This window comes from Saccharothrix algeriensis (assembly GCF_016907655.1).
GTDB lineage: Bacteria > Actinomycetota > Actinomycetes > Mycobacteriales > Pseudonocardiaceae > Actinosynnema > Actinosynnema algeriense.
Genome location: NZ_JAFBCL010000001.1, coordinates 635,404 through 662,390 on the forward strand (window position 1 = coordinate 635,404; position 26,987 = coordinate 662,390).

Annotated in this window: 26 protein-coding genes and 1 pseudogene; 10 read left to right on the forward strand and 17 right to left on the reverse strand. The window is 74.9% G+C overall.

From position 1 onward, the window contains the following. Nucleotides 1-47: 47 nt before the first annotated feature. Nucleotides 48-614 (reverse strand): RDD family protein, encoded by a 567-nt coding sequence (locus JOE68_RS02500; protein ID WP_307819455.1) that lies wholly within the window; start codon nt 612-614, stop codon nt 48-50. 524 nt (nt 615-1,138) lie between these two features. Between JOE68_RS02500 and JOE68_RS02505 the strand changes: the two genes are divergently transcribed. Both JOE68_RS02505 and JOE68_RS02510 read left to right on the forward strand, forming a co-directional pair. Further along, complete coding sequence (locus JOE68_RS02505; protein WP_307819456.1) at nt 1,139-2,299, forward strand: cysteine desulfurase family protein; 1,161 nt, start codon at nt 1,139-1,141, stop codon at nt 2,297-2,299. Between the two features lie 436 nt (nt 2,300-2,735). Next, nucleotides 2,736-4,337, forward strand: coding sequence for an ATP-binding cassette domain-containing protein (locus tag JOE68_RS02510; protein ID WP_204840733.1), 1,602 nt, complete (start codon nt 2,736-2,738; stop codon nt 4,335-4,337). Between the two features lie 146 nt (nt 4,338-4,483). Here JOE68_RS02510 and JOE68_RS02515 read toward each other — a convergent pair whose 3' ends face one another. The 9 genes from JOE68_RS02515 to JOE68_RS02555 all read right to left on the reverse strand — a co-directional run bounded on the left by JOE68_RS02515 (nt 4,484) and on the right by JOE68_RS02555 (nt 14,104). Next, entirely contained in the window at nt 4,484-5,461 is a 978-nt protein-coding gene (locus JOE68_RS02515) for a methyltransferase (protein ID WP_204845874.1), read from the reverse strand. Nucleotides 5,462-5,591: 130 nt separating this feature from the next. Then, nucleotides 5,592-7,052, reverse strand: coding sequence for an MFS transporter (locus tag JOE68_RS02520; RefSeq protein ID WP_204840734.1), 1,461 nt, complete (start codon nt 7,050-7,052; stop codon nt 5,592-5,594). 196 nt (nt 7,053-7,248) lie between these two features. Next, complete coding sequence (locus JOE68_RS02525; RefSeq protein ID WP_204840735.1) at nt 7,249-8,472, reverse strand: PP2C family protein-serine/threonine phosphatase; 1,224 nt, start codon at nt 8,470-8,472, stop codon at nt 7,249-7,251. A 71-nt stretch (nt 8,473-8,543) separates the two neighbouring features. Next, on the reverse strand, nt 8,544-8,765 hold the full coding sequence (locus tag JOE68_RS02530) for an Rv3202a family protein (RefSeq protein WP_204840736.1): 222 nt from the start codon (nt 8,763-8,765) through the stop codon (nt 8,544-8,546). Nucleotides 8,766-8,901: 136 nt separating this feature from the next. Then, nucleotides 8,902-9,570, reverse strand: coding sequence for a hypothetical protein (locus JOE68_RS02535; RefSeq protein WP_239562099.1), 669 nt, complete (start codon nt 9,568-9,570; stop codon nt 8,902-8,904). Between the two features lie 89 nt (nt 9,571-9,659). Beyond that, a complete protein-coding gene (locus tag JOE68_RS02540) occupies nt 9,660-10,208 on the reverse strand; it encodes an EF-hand domain-containing protein (RefSeq protein ID WP_204840737.1) in 549 nt (182 codons plus the stop codon). A gap of 283 nt (nt 10,209-10,491) precedes the next feature. Next, nucleotides 10,492-11,433 (reverse strand): dimethylarginine dimethylaminohydrolase family protein, encoded by a 942-nt coding sequence (locus JOE68_RS02545; protein ID WP_204840738.1) that lies wholly within the window; start codon nt 11,431-11,433, stop codon nt 10,492-10,494. A gap of 75 nt (nt 11,434-11,508) precedes the next feature. Further along, entirely contained in the window at nt 11,509-12,228 is a 720-nt protein-coding gene (locus tag JOE68_RS02550; RefSeq protein ID WP_204840739.1) for a phosphatidylserine decarboxylase, read from the reverse strand. 43 nt (nt 12,229-12,271) lie between these two features. Beyond that, a complete protein-coding gene (locus tag JOE68_RS02555; protein WP_204840740.1) occupies nt 12,272-14,104 on the reverse strand; it encodes an ABC transporter ATP-binding protein in 1,833 nt (610 codons plus the stop codon). A gap of 531 nt (nt 14,105-14,635) precedes the next feature. On the opposite strand from JOE68_RS02555, the gene JOE68_RS02560 reads away from it, so the two are divergent. The 3 genes and pseudogenes from JOE68_RS02560 to JOE68_RS32375 form a co-directional block, all read left to right on the forward strand. Continuing rightward, the gene (locus JOE68_RS02560) at nt 14,636-15,055 is read left to right on the forward strand and encodes a YciI family protein (protein WP_204840741.1); all 420 of its coding nucleotides are present in this window, start codon (nt 14,636-14,638) and stop codon (nt 15,053-15,055) included. Between the two features lie 32 nt (nt 15,056-15,087). Then, on the forward strand, nt 15,088-16,356 hold the full coding sequence (locus tag JOE68_RS02565) for an RNA polymerase sigma factor (protein WP_204840742.1): 1,269 nt from the start codon (nt 15,088-15,090) through the stop codon (nt 16,354-16,356). A gap of 1,141 nt (nt 16,357-17,497) precedes the next feature. Next, a pseudogene (locus JOE68_RS32375) lies at nt 17,498-17,764 on the forward strand (spore photoproduct lyase family protein); the annotation flags it as partial. Nucleotides 17,765-17,862: 98 nt separating this feature from the next. Here JOE68_RS32375 and JOE68_RS31660 read toward each other — a convergent pair. After that, nucleotides 17,863-17,988: a hypothetical protein gene (locus tag JOE68_RS31660; protein WP_275584698.1), complete on the reverse strand. Its 126-nt coding sequence runs from the start codon at nt 17,986-17,988 to the stop codon at nt 17,863-17,865. 56 nt (nt 17,989-18,044) lie between these two features. Between JOE68_RS31660 and JOE68_RS30780 the strand changes: the two genes are divergently transcribed. Continuing rightward, a complete protein-coding gene (locus tag JOE68_RS30780) occupies nt 18,045-18,485 on the forward strand; it encodes a spore photoproduct lyase family protein (RefSeq protein ID WP_239562101.1) in 441 nt (146 codons plus the stop codon). Here the strand turns inward: JOE68_RS30780 and JOE68_RS02575 are convergent. From JOE68_RS02575 to JOE68_RS02585, 3 genes are all read right to left on the reverse strand, one after another. Further along, nucleotides 18,473-19,705 carry an MFS transporter gene (locus JOE68_RS02575; RefSeq protein ID WP_204840743.1) on the reverse strand — a complete coding sequence of 411 codons (1,233 nt, stop codon included), beginning with the start codon at nt 19,703-19,705 and terminating at the stop codon, nt 18,473-18,475. The two genes, JOE68_RS30780 and JOE68_RS02575, sit on opposite strands and share 13 nt — an antisense overlap. Before the next feature lie 111 nt (nt 19,706-19,816). Beyond that, nucleotides 19,817-21,103: an ArsB/NhaD family transporter gene (locus JOE68_RS02580; RefSeq protein WP_204840744.1), complete on the reverse strand. Its 1,287-nt coding sequence runs from the start codon at nt 21,101-21,103 to the stop codon at nt 19,817-19,819. A gap of 193 nt (nt 21,104-21,296) precedes the next feature. After that, nucleotides 21,297-21,755 (reverse strand): CBS domain-containing protein, encoded by a 459-nt coding sequence (locus JOE68_RS02585; RefSeq protein ID WP_204840745.1) that lies wholly within the window; start codon nt 21,753-21,755, stop codon nt 21,297-21,299. A 292-nt stretch (nt 21,756-22,047) separates the two neighbouring features. Between JOE68_RS02585 and JOE68_RS02590 the strand changes: the two genes are divergently transcribed. Both JOE68_RS02590 and JOE68_RS02595 read left to right on the forward strand, forming a co-directional pair. Continuing rightward, nucleotides 22,048-23,007, forward strand: coding sequence for a HAMP domain-containing sensor histidine kinase (locus JOE68_RS02590; protein WP_307819458.1), 960 nt, complete (start codon nt 22,048-22,050; stop codon nt 23,005-23,007). 2 nt (nt 23,008-23,009) lie between these two features. Beyond that, the gene (locus tag JOE68_RS02595; protein WP_204840746.1) at nt 23,010-23,666 is read left to right on the forward strand and encodes a response regulator; all 657 of its coding nucleotides are present in this window, start codon (nt 23,010-23,012) and stop codon (nt 23,664-23,666) included. Nucleotides 23,667-23,775: 109 nt separating this feature from the next. Here the strand turns inward: JOE68_RS02595 and JOE68_RS02600 are convergent, their stop codons facing one another. From JOE68_RS02600 to JOE68_RS30785, 3 genes are all read right to left on the reverse strand, one after another. Continuing rightward, nucleotides 23,776-23,940, reverse strand: coding sequence for a hypothetical protein (locus JOE68_RS02600; protein ID WP_204840747.1), 165 nt, complete (start codon nt 23,938-23,940; stop codon nt 23,776-23,778). Between the two features lie 112 nt (nt 23,941-24,052). Then, a complete protein-coding gene (locus tag JOE68_RS02605) occupies nt 24,053-24,439 on the reverse strand; it encodes a hypothetical protein (RefSeq protein WP_204840748.1) in 387 nt (128 codons plus the stop codon). A 158-nt stretch (nt 24,440-24,597) separates the two neighbouring features. Then, a complete protein-coding gene (locus JOE68_RS30785) occupies nt 24,598-25,356 on the reverse strand; it encodes an alpha/beta fold hydrolase (protein ID WP_204840749.1) in 759 nt (252 codons plus the stop codon). A gap of 139 nt (nt 25,357-25,495) precedes the next feature. Here JOE68_RS30785 and JOE68_RS02615 point away from each other — a divergent pair, with 139 nt between their 5' ends. Further along, nucleotides 25,496-26,257, forward strand: coding sequence for a helix-turn-helix transcriptional regulator (locus JOE68_RS02615; RefSeq protein ID WP_239562103.1), 762 nt, complete (start codon nt 25,496-25,498; stop codon nt 26,255-26,257). Further along, nucleotides 26,254-26,979 (forward strand): 3-oxoacyl-ACP reductase FabG, encoded by a 726-nt coding sequence (gene fabG / locus JOE68_RS02620; RefSeq protein WP_204840750.1) that lies wholly within the window; start codon nt 26,254-26,256, stop codon nt 26,977-26,979. The genes JOE68_RS02615 and fabG overlap by 4 nt, the downstream gene beginning before the upstream one ends. Nucleotides 26,980-26,987: the final 8 nt, after the last annotated feature.

The window sequence follows — 26,987 nt, forward strand, 5'->3', positions numbered from 1 at the left end:
TCGGGCCGCCATGCCTGTCGGGCCGCCCATGCCTAGCGCACAGCGCGTCAGCCGCCGCGTACGTCGGTCAGCCGCACGAGGCCGGTGGCGTGCAGCTGCCGCGTGGCGGTCCGGTCGATGCTGGTCCGCGCGAGGGAGCCACCGGCGCCCGCACCGCCCAGCACCACAGCGGCGACCAGCAGCGGCAGCAGGAGGGTCCGGACCAGCATGGCCCAGCAGGCTTGGAGACCCACCCGGCCGCCGTCCCGCGACCGGACGAGCTGCGTGCCGGTGAGCACCGCGCCGAGCGCCCGGCCGTTGCCGTAGCACAAGCCGTACAGCAGCGGCACCGCGATCAGCACCCCGATGAACAACAAGGCGACGGTGCCACCGGGTAGCTCCATCCTGCGGTCCACCAACGCCACCACGACGATGCCGGCCGCCGATCCCAGGAGGAACACCGCGAAGTCGACCAGCCACGCCAGGAACCGCACCGGTTCTCCCGCCTGGACGTACAGGGTGCCGTCGCCGAACGCCGCCAGCCGCTTGGCGGGACCGGGGCCGAGCGCACTCCCGGCGAACGCCTTGGCGGTCTCCAGGCGGGTCGACGGACGGCCTGTCCCGGGGACGGTCACGGTGCGCTCCTGGTGGGTCGGCGGCATGGCGCGGTCGCAGCGGCGCCGGCGTCCGGCACCGCGGCGATGAGGATAAACGGCACCACCGGCAACGGTCATGGTCGCGCTGCGCCGGTGACGGCCGCTCGGCCCCGCCCCCACCGGTCGGGGGTCAGCGCCTTCGGGTAGCGGGAGACCTCGTCCGGCACGCCCTTGCACGACGGGTACGCCGGTGCGCCGACGGCCCGGCAGGGTCACCGTGCCGTTCGCCGCCACGAATCGCGACAGCGTGCTCTCCGACGACTGGTGGTCCGCGTTGCGGAACACTCCTTTGCGCGATCGGCCTTTTAGCAAAAGGCGATCCACAGTGGATGTTCGTCGGGCAGCGCACGCGAGGCCCACCGTCGTTCGCTCGTTCGAGTGGACCGGCGCCGCTGTCGCGCCGTCGACGCCGGGAGGCGTCCGGGACACTGGGCGGGAGACCGATCGGGTCCGCGCGCCGACCCGGCCGGGACCGTTCGACGAACCGACCGGAGGTCGCAGCGGTGGACAACCCCAGGGGAACGGGCTCCGGGCCGGTCTACCTCGACTACAACGCCACCACGCCGGTCGACCCGGCAGTGGTCCGGGCGTGCCTGCCCTACCTGCACGAGCACTTCGGCAACCCGTCCAGCCGCCACCCCTACGGAGAGGCCGCCCGCGCCGCCGTGGCCGACGCCCGCGCCCGGGTCGCCGCGCTCGTGGGCGCCGAGCCGGCGGAGATCGTGTTCACCGGCGGCGGTTCCGACGGCGACACGCTGGCCCTCCGCGGCGCGGCGCTGGCGCACCGCCGGCGCGGGACCCACGTCGTCACCCAGGTCACCGAGCACCCCGCCGTGCTGGAGAACTGCGCCGCGCTGGCCCGACTGCACGGCCACCGGGTCACCCGGCTGCCCGTCGACCGCCACGGCCTGGTCGACCCCGCCGACCTGGCCGCCGCGCTCACCGACGACACGGTGCTGGTGTCGGTGATGCACGCCAACAACGAAACCGGCACCGTCCAACCGATCCGCGAGCTGGCCCGCCTGGCCCGCTCGCGCGGCGCGCTGTTCCACTGCGACGCCGCGCAGTCGGTCGGCAAGATCCCGGTCTCCGTGCGCGAGCTGGGTGTCGACCTGCTCAGCTTCAGCGGGCACAAGCTGTACGCGCCCAAGGGGGTCGGCGCGCTGTACGTCCGCGCCGGCCTGGCGCTGGAGCCCTCGACCTACGGGGGCGGGCAGGAGCGGGGCCTGCGCGGCGGCACCGAGAACGTCGCGCTCATCGTCGCCCTGGGCGAAGCCGCCCGCCTGGCCGGCTCCGAGGGGGAGCGGGCCGGGCTGCTGCGCCGGCGGGACCTGCTGCACCGGCTGCTCGACGAGCACCTGCCCGGCCGCGTCACCCTCAACGGCCACCCCGAGCGGCGGCTCCCCAACACGCTCAACATCAGCATCGCGGGCGTCCGCGCCGACGCGGTCCTCGACGCCGCGCCGGGCCTGGCGGCATCGGCCGGGTCCGCCTGCCACGAAGGCGACGACCGCCCGTCGCCGGTGCTGGTGGCCATGGGCGCGGACCCGGCGCGGGCGATGTCCGCGCTGCGCCTGAGCACCGGCCGCTGGACCGGCGAAGCCGACGTCCGCGAAGCCGCCGCCCTGATCGCGGACGCCGTCCGCAGCCTCCCGGCGGGCTGACGGGGACCGGCCGCGCGGGCTCGGGCTCGGGCTCAGGCTCGGGAGAAGTCGGTCGCTTCGCGCCGTCGGGTGCGCGAGGATCCGCGTTCGTGACGGTGTCTGCGCGTGAAGCCCCGGGTTCCCAGTGCCGCCGGGGCGCCTGCACTCGCTGGTGACCGGCGAAGAACTCCCCGCCACCTGATCGCGTTGCGCGGTGGTCCCGTCCCAGGGCGGCCACGGCGGGCATCAGCGACCCGGCGGCCCTGCGGTGGTCGATCGCGACGGCCCCCGCCGGGCGGTAATCCGGGTGCGCGGCCCGTCGGTCCGCCCTACGCTGGCGCCCGTGATGCAGCACCTGTTCTTCCTCTGAGGGACGACGCCTCCACCGGTACCGGGAACCGCGGTACCGGACTTCGTCCTTCCTGCGCATCACTTCCCCTCGGAGGCAGTCCCCGTCATGTCGTCCCACCTCTCCCCCGCCCTCGTGCGCGCGGCGCACGTCCGCGCGTCCGACGTCCACCTCTCCCTCGGCGGGCGCCCCGTGCTCTCCGGGGTCGACCTCGTCGCCGCCGCCGGTGACCGGGTCGCCGTGGTCGGCGAGAACGGCCGCGGCAAGACCACGCTGCTGCGGGTGCTCGCCGGCGAGCTGCCCGTCGACCGCGGCGAGGTGCGCCGCGCGGGCTCGGTCGGGGTCGCCGACCAGCAGATCCCGCTCGGCCCCGCGGACACCGTCGGCGCCCTGATCGACCTCGAACTGGCCGCCGTGCGCGGTGCGCTGGCCCGCTTGGAGCACGCCGCCGGGGCGCTCGCCGAGGGCCGCCCCGGCGCGGGCGACGCCTACGCCGCAGCGCTCGCGGAGGCCGAGGCCCTCGACGCGTGGGACGCCGACCGGCGGGTCGCGGTCTCGCTGGCCGCGCTGGCCGCCGTCGACGACCGCTCCCGCCCGCTCGGCGCCCTCTCGGTCGGGCAGCGCCACCGGGTGCGGCTGGCCTGCCTGCTCGGCGCCGGGCACCCGGTGCTGCTGCTCGACGAGCCGACCAACCACCTCGACGCGGGCGGGCTCGACCACCTCACCGAGCGGCTGCGCGCGCACCCCGGCGTGGTCGTCCTGGTCAGCCACGACCGGGCGCTGCTGACCGACGTGGCCACCTCCGTGGTCGACCTCGACCCGTCCAGCGACGGCCAGCCGCGGGTCTACGGCGGCGGCTACCCCGCCTACGCCGAGGCCCGCCGGGCCGAGCGCGCCCGCTGGGAGGCCCTGCACGCCGAGCAGGTCGCCGAGCGGCAGCGCCTGGCCGACGACCTGTCCGCGGCGCAGGACCGGCTGCGCGACGGCTGGCGGCCGGCCAAGGGGCACGGCAAGCACACCCGCGCCACCCGCGCGCCCGGCCTGGTGCGGGCCGTGCACCGGCGGCAGGAGGAGCTGGCCGCGCACGTGGTGGAGGTCCCGCGGCCGCCGGCCCGGTTCGTCCTGCCCGACCTGCCCGAGCACGGCGCGGCGACGCTGCTGCGGGCCGACGGGGTGACCGTGGCCGGGAGGCTCACGCGCCCGGTCGACCTGGCGCTGGGCCCCGGCGGCCGGCTGGTGGTCACCGGGCCCAACGGCGCGGGCAAGTCCACCCTGCTGGCGGTGCTGGCGGGCGACCTGGAGCCGGGCACGGGCGTCGTCACCCGCGCCCGCTCGGCTCGGGTCGGGCGGTTGGGCCAGGAGTCCGACCCGCCGGGCGCGCGCACGGCCGCGGAGCTGTACGACCGGCAGCTCGCCCGCTCGGGCGCGGCCGGTCCGGGGCTGGGCGAGCTGGGCCTGCTCAGCGGCCACGACCGGCAGCGGCCGGTGGCCGAGCTGTCGGTCGGCGCCCGCAGGCGGCTGGACCTGGCGCTGCTGCTGGCCGCCCGCCCGCACGTGCTGCTGCTCGACGAGCCGACCAACCACCTGTCGGCCGCGCTCGTCGACGAGCTGACCGCCGCGCTCGGGTCGACCCCGGCCGCGGTGGTGATCGCCACGCACGACCGGCAGCTGCTGCGGGACACGCGGTCCTGGCCGCGCCTCGCCCTGTGAGACGGGCCCGGTGAGACGGGCCCGGTGAGACGGGCCCGGTGAGACGGGCCCGGTGAGACGAGGCCGGTGAGACGGGCTCGGTGCGCCCCGGTTCCGCACGGCGCGGAGCCGGGGCCGGTCGGCCGGGGCCGATCAACCGGGGCCGGTCAGCCGGGTTCGCCCACCGCCGCGACGCCGAACTCCAGCACCGTCCGCCCGTCGGCCACCGGCCCCGAGCCGCGGAGCACGAGCCCGCAGTCGGCGGCCAGCGCGGTCAGCTCGTCGACCGTCCGCTCCCGGCCGCCGAAGCACATCAGCATGAACAGGTCCATCGCGGTGCCGACCCCCCGCCCCCGCACGGGCTCGACCACCACCACGACGCCGTTCGGCGCGGCGGCCCGACGGCACCCGGCCAGGATCCGGCGGGCGCGGTCGTCGTCCCAGTCGTGCAGGACGTCGGACAGGAGGTAGGCGTCGGCCCCGGCGGGCAGCGGGTCGAAGAAGCTGCCGGCGACCGCGCCGGCCCGGTCGCCGAACCCGGCCGCCGCGAACCGGTCGGCGGCGGCGGCAGCCGTCGGCGGCAGGTCCACGACCCGCCCGCGGAGGCCGGGGTGGGCGCGCAGGACGGCGGCGAGCACCGCCCCGTCTCCCCCGCCGACGTCGACGACCTCGCGGAAGCGGCCCCAGTCGAAGCGCTCGGCGATCTGCGCCGCCTGCGCGCGGAACCGCCACTCCATCTGGGCGTCGAACGAGCGCCGCAGGTCGGGCCGGGCGTCGAGGTCCGCCCAGAAGTCGCGCCCGTACCGGTGCGCGTAGGCGGGAGCGCCGGTGGTGATCGTCCCGAGCAGCTCGACGAAGGCGAGTTCGGCGCGCCCGCCGGCGCTGGTGATGTCCAGCAGGCGCTTGACCCCTTCCGGGGCGTCCTCGCCCAGCTGCGCGCCGAGGCCCGTGGGCCGGTAGCGGTCGGAGTCCACGTCGAAGACGCCGATCTCGACCAGGTGGTCGAGCAGGCGGCGCAGGGCCGGCGCCGCGGTCCCGGTCTCGGCGGCGAGCCGGTCCGCCGTCGCGCCCGCGCTCCCCGCGCGCTCGACCAGCCCGAGCGTCGCGGCCACCCGGATGGCCATGGGGGTGGCCAGGTCCGCCATGGCCAGGATCGAGGGCGCGGTCGCATCCACGGGCCCGAACCTATCCGGACCGGCGCGACCGCCCCAACCGATTACCGCCGCGGGAGGCCCGGCGCCCCGGTCGACCCCGATCGGGCGGTGCGGCCCCCGGTCAAGGCCCCGACCAGGGGCCTCCCGGGCCGGCGCAGCACGGGCAGGGCCGCGGCTGCCCGCCGGGCGACGAGGCGTCCTCCTCGGCCACGACGCCGCGCCGCGGGCGCGGGGCGGCGCGCGGGGCGGGCCCCGATCCGCGGTCGTCCATCTGGAGGTAGGCCAGCACACCGGCCACGCAGGCGAGCACGGCGCCCCCGAGCAGGACGGGGCGGGTGCCGTCGATGACGACCTCGTTGCCGAGCACGTGCGCGGTCCGCGGTGTGACCAGGCCGACGAGGACCGGCACGACGGCGAGCGACGAGCCGAGCACGACCTTCATCAGCCCCTGGTAGAGGGCGTTGACCCGGCCCCGCACGTCGTCGGCGACCCGCGAGCCGATGATCGTCACGCCGGTGAGGAAGGCCGCTCCCGCGCAGGCGCCCACGACGACGACGGCGACCAGGGACACGAGCAGGTGCGGCGAGAGCGCGGCCGGCACCAGGGCGACCCCGGCCAGCACGATGGCCGCGCCGAACAGCCGCTCGTGCGCCAGCCTGCCGGCCAGCCCCGGCGCGCCGACCATGCCGATCGCCAGGCCGACGAAGACCGCGGCGAACAGCAGGCCGAACCCGGCCTGCCCGGCCGGCAGGCTGTTGGCGTAGGGCTGCGCGGACCCGACGACGGCCCCGCCCGCGGCGAACGCGCCCAGCGCGCCGATGATCAGCCCGCGCACCACCGGGGTGGTCCGGACGAAGTGCCCGACGTCGCGGATCATCGCCACGACGCCGGTGCCCCCGCCCTGCCCCGCCCCGGCTCCCGCCCGGTCGTCGCGCTCGGCGGTCCGGCGCGGCGGCAGCCCCGGCACGCGCAGCGACAGCTCCGGCACGCGCAGCGCCACCTGGGCGGCGCTGGCGAGGTAGAGCAGGGCCGCGACGCCGATCGCGAGCCTGATCGCCCCGTTCGCGCCGAGCAGGTCGGCGGGCAGCCCCAGCGACGGGCCGATCCCGGCCAGCGCGTGCAGGCCGCCGCCCGCCACGACCGCGAACCCGTAGGTCGTCACCATGCCGACCTGGTTGGCGGTCTCGACCTGGTCGCGCCCGCGCAGCAGGTTGGGCACCGCGGCCTCCTTGGCCGGGATCCACACCATCGCCACGCTGCTCGCCAGGAAGCTCGCAGCGAACGGCCACCACGGCAGGTCCGTGAACACCACCGACAGCAGCAGCGAGCAGCGCAGGACGTCCCCGACGGCCATCAGGACGCGCCGGTCGAACCGGTCGGCGAGCAGGCCGCCGACCGGCGCGAACAGCAGGCCGGGGACGAGGTTGCCCAGCACCACGCCGGAGAAGGCGAAGTTCTGCACCGCGTAGTCGTCGGAGCTGCCGGCCACCAGGGTCGCAATCCCCAGCAGCGCCAACCAGTCCGCCGTGCTGCACAGGAACGTAGCGAGCCAGAGCCGGCGGAACGCCGGGATCGCGACCACTCGCCGCACCCTGCCCGCCGTCGAGGACCTCGTCCTCGCCGTCCGCCCGGCATCGTCGGGAATTCGACTCACCCCCAGTGGTCCGCCGGCACCCGGAGAGCCTAGGGCACCCCGGCGGGCGGGCCCGCGCGCGAGCCGGTGTCGCGGCGGGCGCCGGTGTCGCGGCGGGCGCCGGGTTCGGGCCGGGAAGCGCGGCTCACAGGGCGGGCAGCAGGGTGAGCTGGTCGGTGGTGGTCCACTCCACCATCAGCAGGGTGGCGTCGTCCTGGAGGCGGCCCTCCTGGTGGTCGAGCACGGCGCGCACCACCCGGCGCAGCGTCTCCGGGGCGGGCAGGCCGGCGGCCTCGTGGCGCTGGGTGAGGTCGGCCAGGCGGTCCAGACCGAACTGCTCGCCCCGCGGGCTGCGGGCCTCGGTGACGCCGTCGGTGTGGAACAGCACCCGGTCGCCGGGCTGGAGCTGCTCGCGCAGCACGGTGGGCTCGGCCGGGGTCAGCTGCCCCAGGCCCAGCGGGGGGCGGCCCACGGTGTCGAGCAGCCGCACCACCCGGCCCTCGCGCAGCACCACCGGCGGCGGGTGCCCGGCGTTGAGGTAGCACAGCTCGCCGGTGTCCAGGTCCAGGTTCGCCAGCAGCGCCGTGGCGAAGGCGAAGGTGCCGGGCGGGCGGTGGGTGACGATGGTGTCGTCGGCCAGCGCGGCGGTGGCGACCAGGTCCGCCCCGGCGCGGCGGGCGTTGCGGGTGGCGGCCAGCGCGATCGAGGTGGTCAGCCCGGCGTGCAGGTCGTGGCCCATCGCGTCGAAGATCGCCACGTAGGCGCGGCCGTCGTCCACGGCGTAGTCGAAGCCGTCGCCGCCGACCCGGTCGTAGGGCTCCATCGCCGCGGCGATGACCACCCGGTCGGTGGCGAACACCGCCGGCGGCAGCAGCTGCCACAGCAGCTCGGAGGCCACCGACAACGGGCGGGTGCGGCGCACGCGGTGGAACAGGTCGCTGTAGAGCTGCTTGCTCACCACCAGGTGCGCGATCTGCCCGGCCAACGCCCAGCAGTGCCCGCGCAGCGCCCTGTCCTGCGGGTCGGCGCCCGCGGGCAGGGTCACGTGCAGCACTCCCAGCCGCTCGGTGCCGTCCAGCACCGGCACCCACAGCTGCGCCCGCCCGTCCTCGGCGGTCGCGACGGCCAGCTCCAGCCGGGCGAACGCCCGGCCCGCCAGCGTGGACCCGATCGACAACGACGGCCCGCCCCGCGGCCGGACCGGGTGCAGCTCCCGCTGGCCGAGGTCGACCAGGTACAGCTCCACCGCCAGCCCGACCCGCGCGGTCGCCTCGTCCACGATGCCGGGCAGGTCGTCGGCGGTCGCCAGGTGCGACCGGTTGACGATCCCCGCGAACACCGACTGCCAAGACCGATCCTCACCAAGCACCCACGAAGAGTAGGCGACACCGGCCCGGGGGCCGCACCCGCGCGCCGGCCGGCGCGGTCCGGGTGGTCAGGTCACAGGTCGTCGGCCGCGGGGCCGTCGTCGGGGTCCAGGGGCACGGCCTGCTGCTGCTCGGCGACGTCCGCCGGGTTGGCCTCCAGGGGCGCGGCGTCGGTCCCGGTCGCCGCCGGGGGCCCGTCGTCGACCTCGTCCGCCTCGGTGGCCGTGACGCGCTGCTCCAAGGCGTCGGCCTCCGCGGCCTCGTCGGGCAGCGGGCCGGGTTCGGGTGCGGTCATCGCCTCTCCCCTCGCTCTGGTGCGGTACCGGCGTCGGCTACCCGTCCGGGCGGCGGCGAAACCGCGCGCGCCGCCGGTGGCGCACCGGGCTCCGGCGGGCGACCGCGAACCGGCCGTGGCCGCACGGGCTCGCCGGTCACCGGCACGGTGGGCGGTAGCCGTGGACGCGCAGCCCGCGGAACTCGATCTCGTTCGGGGTCTTGCCGACGAAGACCAGGCCGCGCGCCTCGGCCAGCGCCGACGCGAACGGGTACGACGGCTTGCCCAGCTCGGGCAGCCACGTCCACTTGTCGGGCGAGAAGCTGAAGAACTTGCGCACGAGCCTGCCGCCGGTCGACGGCACCCGGACGAGCCACTTGTCGCCGCCGCTCCAGTGCGAGGCCGGTCGCAACTGGACGTAGAGGTCGTCGGTCGCGCTGTAGGTCAGCCAGAAGCCCGCCGACCGGGACAGGTCGGCCTGCGCTTCGAACTGGTTGCCCAGCCACACGACGACCACGTGCCAGTCGGTGCCGAGGAAGTCCACCTCGGCCGCGTACCCGCGGCCCTTGCGCACGAGCAGGCTGCCGGTCGGCGGCGCGGTGGCGCCCTCCCCGGAGGCGAGCCACTGCTGCAACCGGTCGATCGACGGGGTCGCGCACTCGCGGTGGCGCCGGGAGGACGGCTCGCTGTCGGCGGCGGCCACCGGGGTGTCCGCGTGCACGACCGTCGCCGAACCCACGAGCGACAACGCCACCACGGAGGCGAACGCCGCGAACGTCTTGGCGGACGCGACCGATAACCGGCTGTACGTCGACTTCCCGCGCATTCCCGGGAAGCTAGCACACCGGTCGGCCGCGCGGTGGCCGTCGCGGCGGGGTGCTGCGGCCCCGGGCCGCCCGGCCGGGCGGCCCGGTGCTACGGGCTGACCGGTCCGAGGAGGTAGTTGCCCGGCGCGTCCGGGTCGGCGCTGAGGTAGAAGTCGGAGATGGCCTGGCGGAACTCGGTGTGGCTGACCGTCCCGTCGCCGTCGCGGTCCAGCTTGGCGAACGCCTCGCGGGCGAACTCGCGCGGTATGCCCAGCGCCTCGAACAGGCGCACGTACTCGTCGAGGCTCAGGACGCCGTCGTCGTCGGTGTCCAGGGCGTTGATCACCGCGTCGGCGATCGCCATGACCGCGCCGTCGAAGTGCTCGGGAGCGGTGACGTTGACCTGCATGACGGTGATGAACTCCTCGCGCGAGACACCGCCGTCGCCGTCGGTGTCCCCGTGTTCGAGCACCAGCCCCCACCACGCGTCGAAAGCGTCGTGGAGGGCGGTGACGGTGGCGTGGTCGTCCTCCCGCGCCACCTGGGCGAACATCCGGGCGGTGGCCTGGAAGTCGTCCTGCGTCAGCCGGCCGTCCTTGCCCTGGTCGAACCAGTCGAAGACGATGCTGAACTTGTGGTCTTTCAAGACACTGGTCATCGCATGGGACCTCGGTTCGCACGACGCGCCCACCACGGTGATCGGCGCGATGTCCCGGACTCTACGAACATCCGCCCCCGTCGACCGTCCACATCGGGCTGATTCGCCTCTCCAGGTGAAACCCGGGGCGCGCCACCCACGGGCCGACCACTCGACCGGGCGACCGAAGAGGACGGCGCCCGCGGCCCGCGGCAGGCCGGGCTGCCGCGGACCGCGTCGATCGGGGGTCAACCGCCGCGCGGTCGCGGAACCGCCGCCGGGCGCCCGGTGCGGCCCGAGGTCATCACAGGAGCTTGAACCGGTAGGAGTTGCGGTTGAGGTGCATGACCATGCAGGACAGCATCGCGCCGCTCTTGTAGTACTCGTTGATGTTGAGCAGCACGACCTCGAAGCCCAGGTTCGCGGCGATGTCCTCCAGTTCGCGGTTCTTCTGGACCTCCTTCTGGTAGTCCTCGCTGCCGGCGCGCAGGTCGTGGACGTCCGACGAGTTGATGATGGTGTTGTTGAGCCGCACCGAGTTGCACAGCCCGCTGTAGGCGCTGTCGACGGACACGTCGATGACCTCGGTGTGCTTCTCCAGCAGGCGCAGCTCGTCCTGCTCGTACTTCGCGGTGCACACGAGGGTCTGCTCGGTGGTGATCGGGAAGACCGTGCCGTCCAGGTGGTAGAGGTAGGGGTCGGTGGCGGCCAGCTTCACGACCACCATGTCGTAGGTGCGTTCGAGCCACTCGTAGGTCTCCCGCTGCGAACGCAGGCCGTAACCGCCGACGTAGACGTTGTCGTGGAGGTGCTTGAGGTCCGCTTCCCCCTCGAACCTGGTCTCCGGCACCGCGGTGCGGTACCCCATGGACTCGAAGAACCGGACGCCGACCTCGGTCTCGCCCCGGCGCGGGGCGGAGGTGAAGTTGGAGATCACGACCGTGGCCGGGTCCGGCAGGTGCTCCAGGACGATGCCGAGGTTGGCCGTGTAGACCAGGTCCTGCAGGCCCTCGGAGCGGGGTGTCGGCAGGAGGTAGACCAGGCTCTCCGCCGCCAGGTGCCGGTAGAGCGCGGTGAACTGGGCCATCGCGCGGCTCGGGTCGCACGCCCTCTCGGCCGGGTCGAGCTCCTCCATCCAGATGTTGTTGGGCACTTCCGTCGAGAGGGAGAACGGCGGGTTGAGCAGGAAAGCGGGCTGGTTGAGCCGCGTGGGGTTGGTGGGCGCGGGTCCGGTGTTCGGGTCCATCGTGCTGCTCCTCCTTGAACTCGTTGGGTTCGCCGGGTTCACTCGCCCGGGGCTCGCCCGGGAGCTCGCCCGGGGTCACTTGCCGACGACGCGGACCAGCGGGTCGAGGCCCGCCTGCACGTGCTGGCCCGGCTCGCACAGCGGCTGCAGGTCCAGGCCGCCCCCCACGGGGATGATCAGGTCGACCTGCGACCCGAAGCGGATCTGCGAGAACCGCGACCCCTGCCGGACCGGGCGGTGCTGGGCCAGGGTGAAGGGCGTGATGGCGTCGACGTCGTAGTCGGCGAGCTGGAGCAGGTGGTAGGCCCGGCCCAGCTCGGCGGAGTCGACGCGGTTGACCACCCGCTGGTTGTGCCGGAGGTACTCCCGGCCCTCGGCGGGGACCCGGAGCCGCTCCAGGATCTCCTTCTCCACGTCGAGCATCGGCCGGTTGACCGTGTCGATCGCGTCCAGTTCCCGGTAGGTCAGCCGGCCCGAGTACGGCACGCGGTTGACGTGCACGTCGTAGAAGGTCATGAAGATGCCGATGACGAGGCTGACCCGGTCGTAGCCGTCGTCCCTGATGGCGTCGCGCACGGTGTGCGGGCTGCCCTTGATGTCGACCACCGGCGCGTCGGGCTCGACGACCCCCTGGTAGAGGACGACCCCGTCCGCCGGGGAGAAGAAGTACGCCGGGTCGACGTGCGTGTGCCGCATCGGGTCCCGGAAGAAGTAGTTCTCCGACAGCCACTTCACCGACTCGCCCCGCACGGGGTCCACGTCCTCGGCTATCCAGTCGCGCAACGATTTGACCAACGCCCTCTCCTGTCCATTTCCGTGGGGGGCACCGACCGGCCGGTCACCGGTCGACGGCGGGGAACGCGAGGACCTTCCGGTAGGTCGGGTCGTGCACGAGCTGCTCGTGCGCGCCGGACGCGTGCACCGAGCCGCCGTGCAGCAGGACCACCTGGTCGGCTTGGAGGACCAGGGGCAGCCGGTGCGTCACGGCGAGCACGATGCGGTCGCCGTGGTCGCGCACGATCGACTCCACGAGGGTCTGCTCGCTGAGCGGGTCCAGCTGCGAGGTCGCCTCGTCGAGCAGCAGCACCTCGCTGTCGCGCGCCAGCGCGCGGGCGACGGCGATGCGCTGGCGCTGGCCGCCGGAGATCCGCACCCCGCGCTCGCCCACCTCGGTGTCGAGCCCCCGCGGCAGGCCGCGCACCCACTCGGCCAGCCCGACGGAGGCCAGGACGCGGCGCAGCCCGTCCTCGGCGAGCCCGTCGACCCCGTAGCCCGCCGCCTCGCGGATGGTCGCGCCCAGCAGCGGCGCCTCCTGCTCCACGTACGACACGCGCCGGCGCAGGTGCGCCAGGTCGAGGTCGCGCACGTCCTGCCCGTCGAGCAGCACGCGCCCCCGGTCCGGGTCGACGAACCTCTCGACCAGGCTCAGGACCGTCGTCTTGCCCGTCCCCGAGGGACCGACGAGCACGGTCAGCCCCGGCCGCGCCTCGATGGTGACGTCGCGCAGCACTTCGCGGTCGCCGTGGCCGAAGGAGACGTGGTCCAGCCGCAGGAGCCGGTCCCGCGCGCCGGCCCGCGCACCGGGCGCCCGCCCCGGCCGGCGCGCCGCCACCTCGGCCTCGGCGGGCAGGTCGAGCAGGCCGGTGATCCGCCGGAGCGCGGCCACCCCCTCCGACAGCCGGCTCGCCGACTCGGTCAGCGACTCCACCGGGTCCTGGATGTAGACCAGGTAGAGCAGGATCGCCACCAGGTCGCCCACCCCGACCGCGCCGGAGCCGACCCGGAGGACGCCGACGGCCAGGACGGTCAGGAACGTCAGGTCCACCGAGGCGTAGGCCACGGTGTCCGCCCACGCCCCCGTCCGGGCGACCCGCAGGCCCGCCCGGTAGGCCGACCCGGCCTCCCGGTCGAACGACTCGGCCTCGCGGTGCTCCATCGACGACGCCTTGACCGTCCGCAGCGCGAGCAGGACCCGGTGCACGACGCCGGTCATCGCGCCGACGTGCTGCTGGCCGCGCTCGGTGTCCCGCGCCAACCGGCGGAACACCCCCAGCTCCACGACCGCGGCCACGGCCAGCAGCCCGAGGACCAGCGAGGCCAGGAACACGTCGACGAACAGCATCAGGACGATGCCGACCACGGCGGTGAGCGGCACGACGACCAGGTCCACCAGCGCTTTGACCACCGTCTGCTGGACCAGGGTGGTGTCCGACCCGATCCGGGACAGCACGTCGCCCACGGGCCGCGACGCCACCGCCGGGACCGGGGCGAGGACGACCCGCCGCGCGGCCGTGCGCCGCAGGTCGAGCACCAGCTTCTCGCTCAACCTGCCCCGCTGGTCGTAGGCGAGGTAGTTGAGCACCAACCCCACGGCGGCCAGCGCACCCAGCACCGCGATCGGGCCGCCCGGCCCGCCCGCGGCGCCGACGCCGTCGACCACCTCGCGGGCGGCCAGCGGCTGGACCAGCCCGACGGCCCGCGCGCCCAGCTCCAGCAGCAGCACCACCGCCACCGCGCCGCGCCGCGCGGCGAGCCGTTCGCGCAGCGCCGCCGAGGGCGACGCGCGCCGGGGCCGCTCGGCGGGCCCGGCGCCCCGCCCGGCAGCGGGGTGGTCGGGTGGTGTCGCGGTCGCCGCGCCGCCGGGACCGCCCTCGTGCGCCCGCCGCCTCACGGGGCACCGCGCGCCGTCGCCCGCCGGGACGGCGGACCCCCGGGCCACCGACGGGGACCACCCGGGCGGGCGGTGCGCGCCTCGCCCTCCACCCCCGCCCCGGGCGCGCGGACCGCTCCCGACGACGACCTGCGGACGAGGAGAGCCATCTTCACCTTCGCAGGAGTCCGATCAGGCCGGGAACGCGCGTCCCGGGGCACGTCGGCGACCGTACTGCGGTCATCCGGGACCCGCGTCCGCGTTGCCCCGATAGGGGCGGGACCGCGCCGGCAAATCGCCCGCACGGGTGGTCGGGCCGTCGCCGGCGGGCGCGCGTCGCCGGGCCCGGCGGGGCCCGCCCCCGCCGCGCGGACGTCCGACAGGGGCCGGGCACGATCCCCGCGCACCCCCTCCGACCTGCGGTGATCGGCTCGTCCGAGATCCGGGGGAAATTTTTTCCCGGAGGTGTCGATCCGGCGGGCGGCCCGTTCGACCTATGGCCGTGAGAGGGTTCGCGAGGAACCCCGCCGAGTACCCGGAGAGATCGAGACCATGAAGTACATGCTGATCATGCGCGCCACCGACGAGTCCTTCGCCGGCATGGCCGACTTCGACTTCGACCAGATGCTGGAGACGGTCGGCAGGTTCAACGACGAGCTGATCCGGGCGGGCGTGCTGGTGGCCGCGGAGGGCCTGGACTCCGCCGCCGACGGCGTCGTCGTGGACCACTCCGCGGAGCCCCCGGTGGCCACCGACGGCCCGTACGGGGAGACCAAGGAGCTGTTCGGCGGGTTCTACATCCTCAACGTGGCCTCGAAGGAGGAGGCGGTCGAGTGGGCCAAGCGGGCGCCGTTCACCGGGCCGGGGCTCAAGACCGAGATCCGCCGGGTCACCACGATCGACGAGTTCCCGCAGGACAACGAGTGGATCCGGAAGGAGCGGGCGTGGCGGGAGGCCACCGGGCAGCTCTGAGGCGGACCGACGCGGGAGGGGCTGGTCGCGTGATGGCCGACCACACCGGCCGGGAGGCGGTCGCCGCGGTCTGGCGGATCGACTCCGCGCGGATCGTCGGCGCGCTCGCCCGGTACACCGGCGACTTCGCCCTGGCCGAGGACCTGGCCCAGGAAGCGCTGGCGGAGGCGCTGGTGAGCTGGCCGGGCGACGGCGTGCCGCGCAACCCCGCCGGGTGGCTGCTCACCGTCGGCAAGCGCCGCGCGATCGACGCGTTCCGCAGGCGCTCCGCGCTCGACGAGCGGTACGCCGCCCTCGCCCAGGAGCTGGGTGAGGGCGGCGCCCCCGGCGCCGCCGAGGACGTCCTGTGGGACCCGGACCAGGTCGACGACGACGTGCTGGCGCTGATGTTCATCTCCTGCCACCCGGTGCTGTCGCGGGAGGCGAGGCTGGCGCTGACCCTGCGCGTGGTCGGTGGTCTGGGCAGCGACGAGATCGCCCGCGCGTTCCTGGTGCCCACCGCCACCGTGCAGGCCCGGATCACCCGGGCCAAGAAGACGCTCGCCGCGGCCCGGGTGCCGTTCGGGCTGCCCGCCGCCGAGGAGCGCCGCAAGCGGCTGGGCTCGGTGCTCAACGTCGTCTACCTGATCTTCACCGAGGGGTCCTCGGCCAGCTCCGGCAGCAGCCTGATCCGGCTGGACCTGGCCGGCGAGGCCCAGCGCCTGGCGCGGGTGCTGGCCCGGCTGGCGCCCGACGAGCCGGAGGTGCACGGGCTGCTGGCGCTGCTGGAGCTGACCGCGGCGCGCTTCCCGGCCCGGGTCGGCCCGGACGGCGAACCGGTGCTGCTGGAGCACCAGGACCGCCGCCGCTGGGACCGCGCCGCGATCCGCCGCGGGCGGGCGGCCCTGGCCCGCGCGGAGCGGGCCGGCCGGGGGCTGGGGGCCTACGGCCTGCAGGCGGCCATCGCCGAGTGCCACGCCGTCGCCCCGTCGGTGCGGGAGACGGACTGGGAGCGCGTGGTGCTCCTCTACGAGGCGCTCGGCCGGCTCGCGCCGTCCCCGGTGGTCGACCTCAACCGGGCGGTGGCGGTGTCCATGGCCCACGGGCCGGCCGCGGCGCTGCCGGTGGTGGACGGGCTCGTGGCCGACGGGGCGCTGGCGGACTCGCACCTGCTGCCCAGCGTGCGCGGCGAGCTGCTCATCCGCTTGCAGCGCACCGCCGAGGCCCGGACCGAGCTGGAGGCGGCGGTGCGGCGGTGCGGCAACGAGCGCGAGCGCGCGGTGCTGGAGCGCAAGCTCGCCGACCTGGGCCCCGCTTCGTGACCGGTCCGACCGGCGGGTGTCACCCGCCGGTCGGACCGCCGAGGGGCTCCCGGCAGGCGTCCGCCCGGGTGTGCGAGTCCCCGATCGGGCCGTCGCAGAAGGCGGCAGGCGGCGGTGCGCGAACCCCGCGCCACACCGACCCGGAAAAGCCCTTTAGCGCGTTCGGCGCCGACGCCGGGCGGTTCCCCCGCCGTGTCGGCATCGAGGTTCGAGACGAAGGTGAACCCCGAGGTCAGACCTTGGTCGGTAAGTTCCCCCGATCTTGACCGCGCCCCGACGCCGTGGTTCCCACTTGAGGCGCCGGCGCGACCGCGCCGACGAAGCCGGGGTCCGGGAAGCGTCGCGAGACGGGTCGACGCCCTGGTCCGCACGACCGGTCGAGGATCCCGTTCCGGTGCGCCGCAGGTGCGCCGTCGAGGAGGCATCGGCCTGTGCGAAAAGGTCCTGACCGGTCCGCAGTTCCGCATGTTGACGTTCGTGGGCCTCTGCGGCAGCGGTGACGCCGCGTTCACCAGGCCGGCGGCGCTGTGGAAGGCGTTGGGCACCGACACCCCGCTGCCACCGGACGGCACGCCCGTCCCCCCGCGCCCGGGTACCTGCTCGGCGGGCGACGACCGGCGCACGACCTCGAATGCGCCGCCGGGACCGAGGCCCGGCCGCCCGCTCGGGTTCCGGCCATCGGACAGCGCTTCCGGGGTGGCTCAGCCCGCTGACGGGCAAGGCGGCGCTTGCGGCCCCCCTGGACCGCAGGCGCTGCCCAGCCCGCGATCAGCAGTTGTCGAGCAGGCCCCGGTGGATCCACGCGTCCGAGCGCCCGCCGACGATGTTCCCGCTGGCCCCGGTGAGGTCCGGGCCGCCGGACCGGTGCGGGACCGCGCCGCGGCCGGGCCCCGGAGCGGGAGTGGCCGGGCCACTTCCCGGGTGTGCCGTTCCGGGCGCCCTGCCGACCGCCTGCCGCCGGCACGGGGGGCGCGGCGGTCGGGACACCGCGCCTTGGACGTGAACCGACCCACAAAGCGCCTCCCGGCGTGCACCGCGTCGGTCTCGTTAGGACACTGGAGGGGTGACCGACCAGCCGTTGCTCTCGCCCACCCGCATCTACGTGGAGCCCGCCGCCGCGGAACTGCCGCGCGGGCGCGAGGTGCTCGACCGGTTCCCCGACGCCGAGCGCGTGGAGGTCGACGACCACTGGCGCATCCCCGAGCTGCACGGCGACGAGGCCAACGCCCGCCGCTGGGTGCGCATCAAGCGGGAGGCGCTGGTGCTGGGGGTGAAGAAGTCGCTCAGCGCCCGGCCCAACGGCCGTTCGGCCCACTTCATCGCCCCGTCCACGGCCAACGGCTGCGCCATGGCCTGCGCGTACTGCTACGTGCCCCGGCGCAAGGGCTACTCCAACCCGATCACGGTGTTCGCCAACATCGAGCAGATCACCGGCTACCTGGCCCGGCACGTCGCTCGGCAGGGCCCGATGACCGCGCCCGACCAGGTGGACGACCGGGCGTGGGTCTACGACATCGGGGAGAACTCCGACTGCTCGGTGGACGCCCTGGTCAGCGACAACGTGCGCGACCTGGTCGGGCTGTTCCGCGGCCTGCCCACCGCCAAGGCGTCCTTCGCGACCAAGCACGTCAACCGCGACCTGCTGGACTGGGACCCGGGGGGGCCGCACCCGCGTGCGGTTCTCCCTGATGCCCGAGCGCACCGCGAAGCTCCTCGACATCCGCACCAGCCCGATCGCCGAGCGCCTCGCCGCCCTGGACGACTTCCGCGCCGCCGGGTACGAGGTGCACGTCAACCTCAGCCCCGTGGTCGTGCACGACGGCTGGCTGGACGACTGGCGCGAACTGCTGGCGGCGCTGGGCGACGCCGCCTCCCCCGCCACCCGCGACCAGCTGGCCGCGGAGGTCATCATGCTCACCCACAACCGGGCGCTGCACGAGGTGAACCTGCGCTGGCACCCCCGCGCCGAGGACGTCCTGTGGCGGCCCGACCTGCAGGAGTCCAAGCGCAGCGAGGGCGGCGGCGTCAACGTCCGCTACCGGCGGGGCCTCAAGCGCGGCCTGCTGGACGAGCTGCTGGGCCTGATCGCCCGGCACGCCCCGTACCTGCGCGTCCGCTACGCGTTCTGACCGCGGGGGGCTCCGTCGGCCGGCAGCTGCCGCACGGAGCGCACGGCCAGCGCCAGCGGCGCGCTGAGCACGGCGACCAGCGCGCCGGTGAGCAGCACCGCGTGCGTGCCGACGCGCTCGGCCGCCGGCCCGGCCAGGGCCATGCCCGCGGGCGCGGCGGCCAGGCCCACGACGGTGGACAGGCCGGTGGCCCGGGCGACGAGGTCGGCGGGCACGTGGACCTGCCGCGCGGTCTCGGTGAGCACCGCGTAGAGGGCGGACTGCACCCCGGCGGGGACGGCCGCGGCGGCGAGCGCCCAGACCGGCGCGCCGGCGGCGAGCAGGACCAGCAGCGGGGCCAGGGCGGCGGGGATGGTGACGGCGACCCGCAGCGGGCGCCGCGGGCGCCAGCGCAGGGCCAGGGCGCTGCCCAGCAGCGCGCCCGCGGCGTAGCCGTTGCCGATCAGCACCCACGCCAGGGGGCCGCCCAGCCGCTGTTCGGCGATGACCGGGCCGAGCACCAGGAACGGCGAGATGCACACCCCGTTGATGACGGCGACCTGGACGGTGGTGGCCTGCAACCAGGGGCGGGTGCGGAAGTCCCGCCACCCGTGCCGCGCGGCGGTCAGCAGCGCCGGTCGCCGCGGCACCGACCGGTCCGGCGCCTTGAGCGCGACGAGCGCGGCGGCGCTGATCGCGAACGTGACCGCGTCCACGGCGAAGGACACGCCCGCGCCGACCGCGGCCACCAGCGCCGCCGACACCACCGGGGCGACGAGCGTCGCGGCGTTCTGGGTGGTGGTGACCAGGGCGTTGGCCTGACGGCGCTGCGCCTCGGGCACGATGTCGGCGACCAGGCCCGCCGCGGCGGGGGTGAAGAAGGCGTGGGCCGCGCCCGCCACCGCCTGCAACGCGGCCAGGTGCCACAGGGTCGCGACCCCGGTGACGAGCAGGGCGGCCGTCAGCCCCTGGGAGGCGCAGCGGACGACGTCGGCGGCGAGCATGACGGCGCGACGCGACAGCACGTCGCCCACCACCCCGCCGACGAGGGTGAACACCACGACCGGCAACCGGCCGGCCAGCAGGACGAGCCCCAGCTCGGTCGGCGACGCCCCGAGCCGCAACGCGCCGAACAGCAGCGCGACGGGGATCAGGCCGTCTCCGAGGTGGGAGGACGTCCGGGCGAGGAAGTACCGGCGGAAGGCCGGGTCGCGCAGCAGCGCGGGCACGGGACGGGTCACGCGCTCGAACCTGCCGGCCCACACCGACAATCCGCGGAGCGGGCGGCCGGCCGCACGGCCCGCCACCCGCTCCGCCGCCTGTCGCACGGCGCCGCCCGGGGGTCTCCCGGGTCACATGAAGTAGCGCAACCAGACGTAGCCCCAGGCCATCACCGTGCTCAGCACCGTCACGACGATGCCGTACCTGGTGAACTGCCAGAAGCTGATGTGGTTGCCGGTGCGCGCCGCGATGCCGATGGCGACGACGTTGGCGCTGGCCGCCACCGCGGTGCCGTTGCCGCTGAAGTCCGCGCCGAGCGCGAAGGACCACCACAGCGCCTGCCCGGTCGCCGGGTCCGCGATCCCGGCCACCATGCCCTCCACGACGGGGCTCATGGTGGCGGCGTAGGGGATGTTGTCGAAGAAGGCGCCCAACACGCTGGAGCCGAACAACAACGCGGTGGCCGCGAGGAAGTGGTTGTCGCCGAACCCCTGCACGGCCCAGCTGCCCAGCGTCTCGATGACGCCGGTGTGCACCAGTCCCGCGACCATGACGAACAGGCCCATGAAGAAGGCCAGGGTGTGCCACTCGACCTCGCGCAGGACGTCGCCGACGTCGGCGCCGGTGGCCAGCATCATCAGCCCGGCGCCCACCAGGGCGACGACGGCCGGGTCGAGGTGGAGCACCGAGTGCAGGCTGAACCCGAGGACCACCACGGCGAACACGGCCAGGCAGCGGCGCAGCATCCGGGCGTCGGTGATGGCCCGCCGCTCGTTGAGCGCCATGACCGCCGCGACGTGCTCGGGGTTGTGCTGGAAGGACTTGCGGAACAGCACCCTGGTCAGCAGCACGAACACCGCGAAGATGACGACCACGATCGGCGCCATGTGGACCAGGAAGTCGGTGAAGGTCAACCCGGCCCGGCTGCCGATGATGATGTTGGGCGGGTCGCCGATGAGCGTCGCCGCGCCACCGATGTTGGACGCGAGCACCTCGGCGATGATGTAGGGCTGGGGCGCGATGCGCAGCCGGTTGCACACCACGATGGTCACCGGGACGACCAGCATGATCGTGGTGACGTTGTCGAGGAACGGCGAGGCCACGGCGGTGATCGCCATCAGCATCACCATCAGGCGGTACGGCTTGCCCTTCGCCTTCTTGGCCGCCCAGATGGCGAGGTAGTCGAAGATGCCGGTCTGCTTGACGATCCCGACGATGACCATCATGCCGAACAGCAGGAAGATGACGTTCCAGTCGATGCCGGCGTGCTCGGAGAAGAACACCTCGGCGCCGGGGACCAGGCCCAGGACGGCCATCGCGCCCGAGGCGATGAGCACCACCTTGAGCTTGTCCGCCTTCTCCGTGGCGATGAAGAAGAACGCGACCAGGAAGATCCCGAGGGCGAGGACGGCGCTCATCGGTCACGACCCGGAGGGCCGGTCCGGTCGTCGGCGCGGCCCCGGCACGCGACGGGTTCGCGGCCGGCTGATCGGGTGGTCGCGGCACTCGGGCACACTGAAGGCACACTCCTCGGAGGACACGGCGCAGCGCACCCGCGAGCGGATGCGGGTGCGGGCGCGGGGATGGGGTGGGGGCGGGCGGTGTCAGCCGCTACTCGACGTTGCCGAACACCGCCAGGCTGGTGATCAGGCGCTCCAGCGTGACGGCGCCCAGGAGCACGCCGCTCCCGTCGACCACCGCCACGAGGGGGCTGTGCAGACGCGCCATGAGCGCCGCGACCTCCAGCAGGGTCGCGTCCGCCCGCACGGTCACCGGTTTCACCGGTCGGCGCGGGGCGCAGTCGGCGACGGTCAGGTCGCCCAACTCCTGCCAGAAGTGGTCCGCGTGGGCCTCGTCGACCGCTCGCGCGAGCGCCGGGTCGTCCTGGTAGGCGCCGGGAACGGCCAGGCGCAGCACCTGGGTCCCGGGCAGCACCATGAGGGGGCGCGAGCGGTCGTCGACGACGATCAGGCCGGGCAGGCGGCTCACCGCCATCACCCGCACGGCCTGTGCGACCGGGTCGTGGACGGTGACCGTCGGCACGTTCACCGCGATATCGCTAGCGTGCATGAAATCAACCTGTTCGGCGTGGCGGTGGAGGTGTGCCTGTAGCGTCGGGATCGCGGCGCCGGCGACCGACGCCGCCGTCGGCGGTTCACGGGTCTGCTGTTCCGATCCGAGCACGGCGTCACCTCTTCCTCCGGCGTGGCAACCGTCCACACCAGTCTGTGCGGCGCCCGGTGGCGGGACAATCGGTGCCGGCACCCATTCGCGGGTGGTGGCGGCATGTACGCGCCGGGTGGGCGCCGGCCCGGGTGGACAAGGGCGCCGACCCCCCGGCAGCCTGGAGGCGAAGGAGGCCGTGACCGTGTCCCTGTTCTGGCGGATCTTCCCGCTCAACGCCGCGGTGCTGGTGGTGGCCGCGGCGGCGTTGCTGCTCGGGCCGGTGACGGTGTCCACCCCGGTCCTGTTCACCGAGGCGGTGATCCTCTCGGCGGGCTTGGCGGTGATGCTGGTCGCCAACGCCGCGCTGCTGCGGCTGGGCCTGGCCCCGCTGGACCGGCTCACCCGCGCGATGACCACGACGGACCTGCTGCGCCCCGGCCCGCGCCCCGCGGCCACCGGGCGCGGCGAGATCGCGGGTCTCATCAGGACCTTCAACACCATGCTCGACCGCTTGGAGGCCGAGCGCGGCGCCAGCGCCGCCCGCGCCCTGTCCGCGCAGGAAGCCGAGCGCAGCCGCATCGCCCGGGAACTGCACGACGAGGTCGGCCAGACCCTCACCGCCGTCCTGCTGGAGCTCAAGCGGGTGGCCGACCACGCGCCGCCCACGGTGCGCGACGAGCTGCACCAGGTGCAGGAGACGACCCGCGGCAGCCTCGACGAGATCCGCCGGATCGCCCGCCGGCTGCGCCCCGGCGTGCTGGAGGAGCTCGGGCTGATCAGCGCGCTCAAGGCGCTGACCACCGAGATCGCCGGGCACAGCGGGCTGTCGGTGCGCCGCCGGTTCGACGCCGACCTCCCCGAGCTGGGCAACGAGGTCGAGCTGGTCGTCTACCGGGTCGCGCAGGAGGCCATCACCAACGTCGCGCGCCACGCGCACGCCCGCCACCTTGACCTCACCCTCGCCCACGACCCGGCGGGGGTGGACCTGCGCATCCGCGACGACGGCCGCGGACTCGGCCAGGCCCCCGAGGGTTCCGGCATCCTGGGGATGCGCGAACGCGCGTTGCTCATCGGCGCCGACCTCACCGTCGGCCCCCACCCGGGCGGCGGCACCGAGGTGCGGCTGCGCGTACCGACCCCTGGCAGGAGCGCCTGACCATGCCCGAGCCGACGACCCGCGTCCTGCTCGCCGACGACCACGCGCTGGTGCGCCGCGGAGTCCGGCTGATCCTGGACGGCGAACCCGACCTCACCGTGGTCGCCGAGGCGGGCGACGGCGCCGAGGCGATCGAGAAGGCCCGCGCCGAACAGCCGGACCTGGCCATCCTCGACATCGCCATGCCGCGGCTGACCGGCCTGCAGGCCGCGCGGGAGCTGTCCCGCCTCCAGCCGGCGCTGCGCATCCTCATCCTGACCATGTACGACAACGAGCAGTACTTCTTCGAAGCGCTCAAGGCGGGCGCGTCCGGCTACGTCCTGAAGTCCGTCGCCGACCGGGACCTGGTCGAAGCCTGCCGCGCCGCCATGCGCGGCGAGCCGTTCCTCTACCCCGGCGCCGTCACCGCGCTGATCCGCGACTACCTGCACCGGGTCCGGGAGGGCCACGGCCTGCCCGACAAGGCCATCACCGACCGCGAGGAGGAGATCCTCAAGCTCGTCGCCGAGGGCCACTCCTCCAAGGACATCGCCGGCCTGCTGGTCATCAGCGTCAAGACCGTCGAGCGGCACCGCGCGAACCTGCTCCAGAAGCTCGGGTTGAAGGACCGGCTGGAACTGACCCGCTATGCGATCCGCGCCGGCCTCATCGAACCGTGAGGGGGAGCCGCCCGCTCCCGGAGGGGCGGTCCGGTCGGCCGCGTCGTGGCCGACCGGACCGCCCCGACGCCCCGGCGGCTCCGCCGGGGCGTCGGGTTCCCGGGCGTTACTAGGCCACGGCCAGGTGCACGAGCGCCATCACGCTGCCGGGGCCGGACAGGACGCCGAGCCCCACGGCGCCGTAGAACGGCTCGTCCTTGACGAACATGGCCACCATGAGGCCGGCCGCGGCCAGGACCGTGGCCGCGAGCAGCACGAGCACAACGACAGACATCGAAAAGCCTTTCCAGAGCACGGGTCGACGGCTCGCACGCGGACCGGCGCCACCTCCGAGCGGGGGGCGCGGCAGCCGCGTCGAGCGCGGTTTCAGAGCGGGTCGGGTCCGATCACGCGACCGGAGGCGCCCGGCTCGACCGCGGTGTCGGCTCGGCAGCCGCAGCACCGGCAGCACCGACCAGGTCGAGGGACGACCGCCCCCGCAGGGCGCGCTCGACGGTCGCGCACGGGCACACGACCCACCAGGTCTCCACCAGGGTCGTGGTCGACGCGCTGCGCACCCCCACCGACACCCGCAACCAGTCGTGCAGGTCGTCGTTCATCGACGGCGCGGCCGACGTCGACTCGCCGAGCACCGGCGGTCCGTGCAGCGGTCCGTGCAGCGGCGCCGAAGCCCCGCCGCCGGAACCCGGCGCCACCGCGGCGCTCACCCCGAGCAGCACGAGCAGCAGCGCGAGCAGCAGGCCGAACCGGCCCGTCCGCACCACTGCAGGCACCGCTTTCCCCCTCTACCGCGTCAACGCACTCTTCCGAGGTCGCGCACAGCCTACGTGCGGGCCGCCGCGGTGGTCCTGTCCCCGGCGACCGCGACCTCCCCGCGCCCGGGGATCGGCGCGTCCGCGGTGCAGGGGGCCGCCGCGTCGGCCGGGGCCGGTCACCGGCACTCCTCGGCGAAGCGGGCGATGAGGTCGGCGGTGTGCCTGCTGTGCACGTGCGGGAAGCCGTGCCCTCCGGGGACGGTCGCGCACCGGCCCTGCCGAGCCGCGGCGCCGAGCCCTTCCGCCCAGTGGGCGGGGCACAGGGCGTCGCGCTCGCCACGCACGACGAGGACCGGGCACCGGACGTCGGCGACGGCGTCCTCCGGGCGGTCGTGCCGGGCCGAGCGCACGAGCCGCAGCAGGGTCGTCGCGCCGACCCGCGCGCAGCCCGGCAGGGTGGTCCTCCACAGGTCGAGCGGTTCGTGCGCGCTGTCGCGGAAGTAGGCCCGCAGCAGGGCCGGCGCCCGGCGCAGCTCGGGCGCGAAGGTCGGTGACAGCAGGACGAGTGCCCGCACGGCCGCCGGCGCCCGGACGGCGGCCTGCAGGGCGGCCTGCGCCCCTGTGGAATGCCCCACCAGCACAACGGGTCCGGTCGGCACCGCCCGCAACCACGCCGCCGTCACGGCCGTGACGGCGGGCAGGTCCGCCCCGACCCGCCGGTCGCGGGCGAACACGTCGAGCAGGGACGAAACCGTCCACCGCGCGCACTCGCGCGCGAGTGCGCCGAGGTCTTCCGGGACGCCCAGTGCGGGGACGAGCACCGCACCGGGCTTGCCCGGCGACCGGCTGCCCGCGCACAGGCTGCGCACCGGCCGGCCTTCGACGTCGTCGTGCCGGACGCAGAAGGATCCCCGTTGTCCCGCACTGTCTTCCACCGCTGAGCCCCGTCCGCGTCGTGACGGCCGACGGAGGGAACCGCCTGTACCGCTTCATCAGTACGTGATACATTCTGCAATCAGGCAACTACCAAGCGCAACCACGCGCGCTGCGACCGGTCGACGAGGGGACTCGTTGATGAGCGGCTCGAACCCCACTCCCCCGTCCGCGGGGCCCGCGGGCGCCACCTCCCAGGTCTTCCGGCGGTGGCTGGAGGTCAACGGCTTGACCCCGGCCGATGTGGTGGACCGCTTGGAATTCCGCGCCCACCTGCACCACCGGAGCCCGGAGGAGCTGGCCGCGTGCCTGAGGTGGGTGCACTTCCGCCAGGACACCGACCCCATCCCCCCGTTCCTGGTGCAGGCGGTGTTCAGCGACATCGAGGAGGCGATGGAGGACGCCCTCGCCAGGGTCCGCCGGGTGGCCGCCCTGCACCAGGCCGGGGCGGACCTGGCCGCGATCGCGTTGCGGGAGCAGGGGATCCGGCAGGGGCGCCCGCCCGGTTCCCCGGCGCGGCGACCTGCCGACCGCCGCGCCGCCGATGACGACGCCGACGGCGGCGGCGCTCCCGGGCCGCCCCGCAGGCGCGCCGACAACCTCACCCCGCGGGAGCGGCAGGTGTTGCAACTGCTGGGACTGGGCCAGTCGAACCGCCGGATCTCCCGGTGCCTGGGGCTGTCCGAGAAGACGGTCAAGAACTACCTGAGTTCGCTGTTCGCGAAGCTGGCCGTCGCCGACCGGACGACGGCGGTGCTCGTCGCGCTCCAGCACGGTTACATCTCGGTGCCCACCGCCGCGAGCGGCGCATCCGGCACCGCCGCGAGCGGCGCATCCGGCACCGCCGCGAGCCGCGCAGCCGACACCGCCGCGAGCGGCGTTCCCGACGCGGTCTCCCCGTGAGCGGCCGGGTGGCCGTGGTGACGGGCGGCTCGCGCGGGATCGGCCGCGCGGTGGTCGCCGGGTTGGCCCGCGACGGCCACGACGTCGCCTTCTGCTACGAGTCCGACGACGAGTCGGCGCGGCAGGTGGTGGAGGAGGCGCGCTCGCGCGGCCGGGCCGTGCTGGGCGCGCGGTGCGACGTGACCGACCCCGCTTCGGTGCGGCGGTTCGTCGAGCGGGTGCGCGCCACCCTGGGGCCGATCTCGGTGCTGGTCAACAACGCCGGCGTCATGCGGGACGGTTGGCTGGCCAGGATGGGCGACGAGGCGTGGGCCCGGGTGCTGGAGGTCAACCTCACCGGGGTGTTCCGGATGACGCGCGAGGTCGTCCCCGACCTCGTGGACCGCCCCGGCGCGGCGGTGGTGGTGCTGTCGTCGGTGGTGGGCCTGGACGGCAACGCCGGGCAGGTGAACTACGCGTCGTCCAAGGCCGCGCTCACCGGTTTCGTCCTGTCGCTGGCCAAGGAGCTGGCGCGGTTCGACGTCCGGGTGAACGCCGTGGCGCCGGGTTTCATCAGCACCCGGACGACGCGGGCCTACGAGGGCAGGTGGGCGCCTCGGATCCCGTTGGGCCGCTTCGGCACCCCCGAGGAAGTGGCCTCCCTGGTCGGTTTCCTGGTGTCCGACCGGGCGCGCGGCGTGACGGGCCAGGTGGTGCGCGTCGACGGGGGCCTGCGGATCTGAGCGGCGCG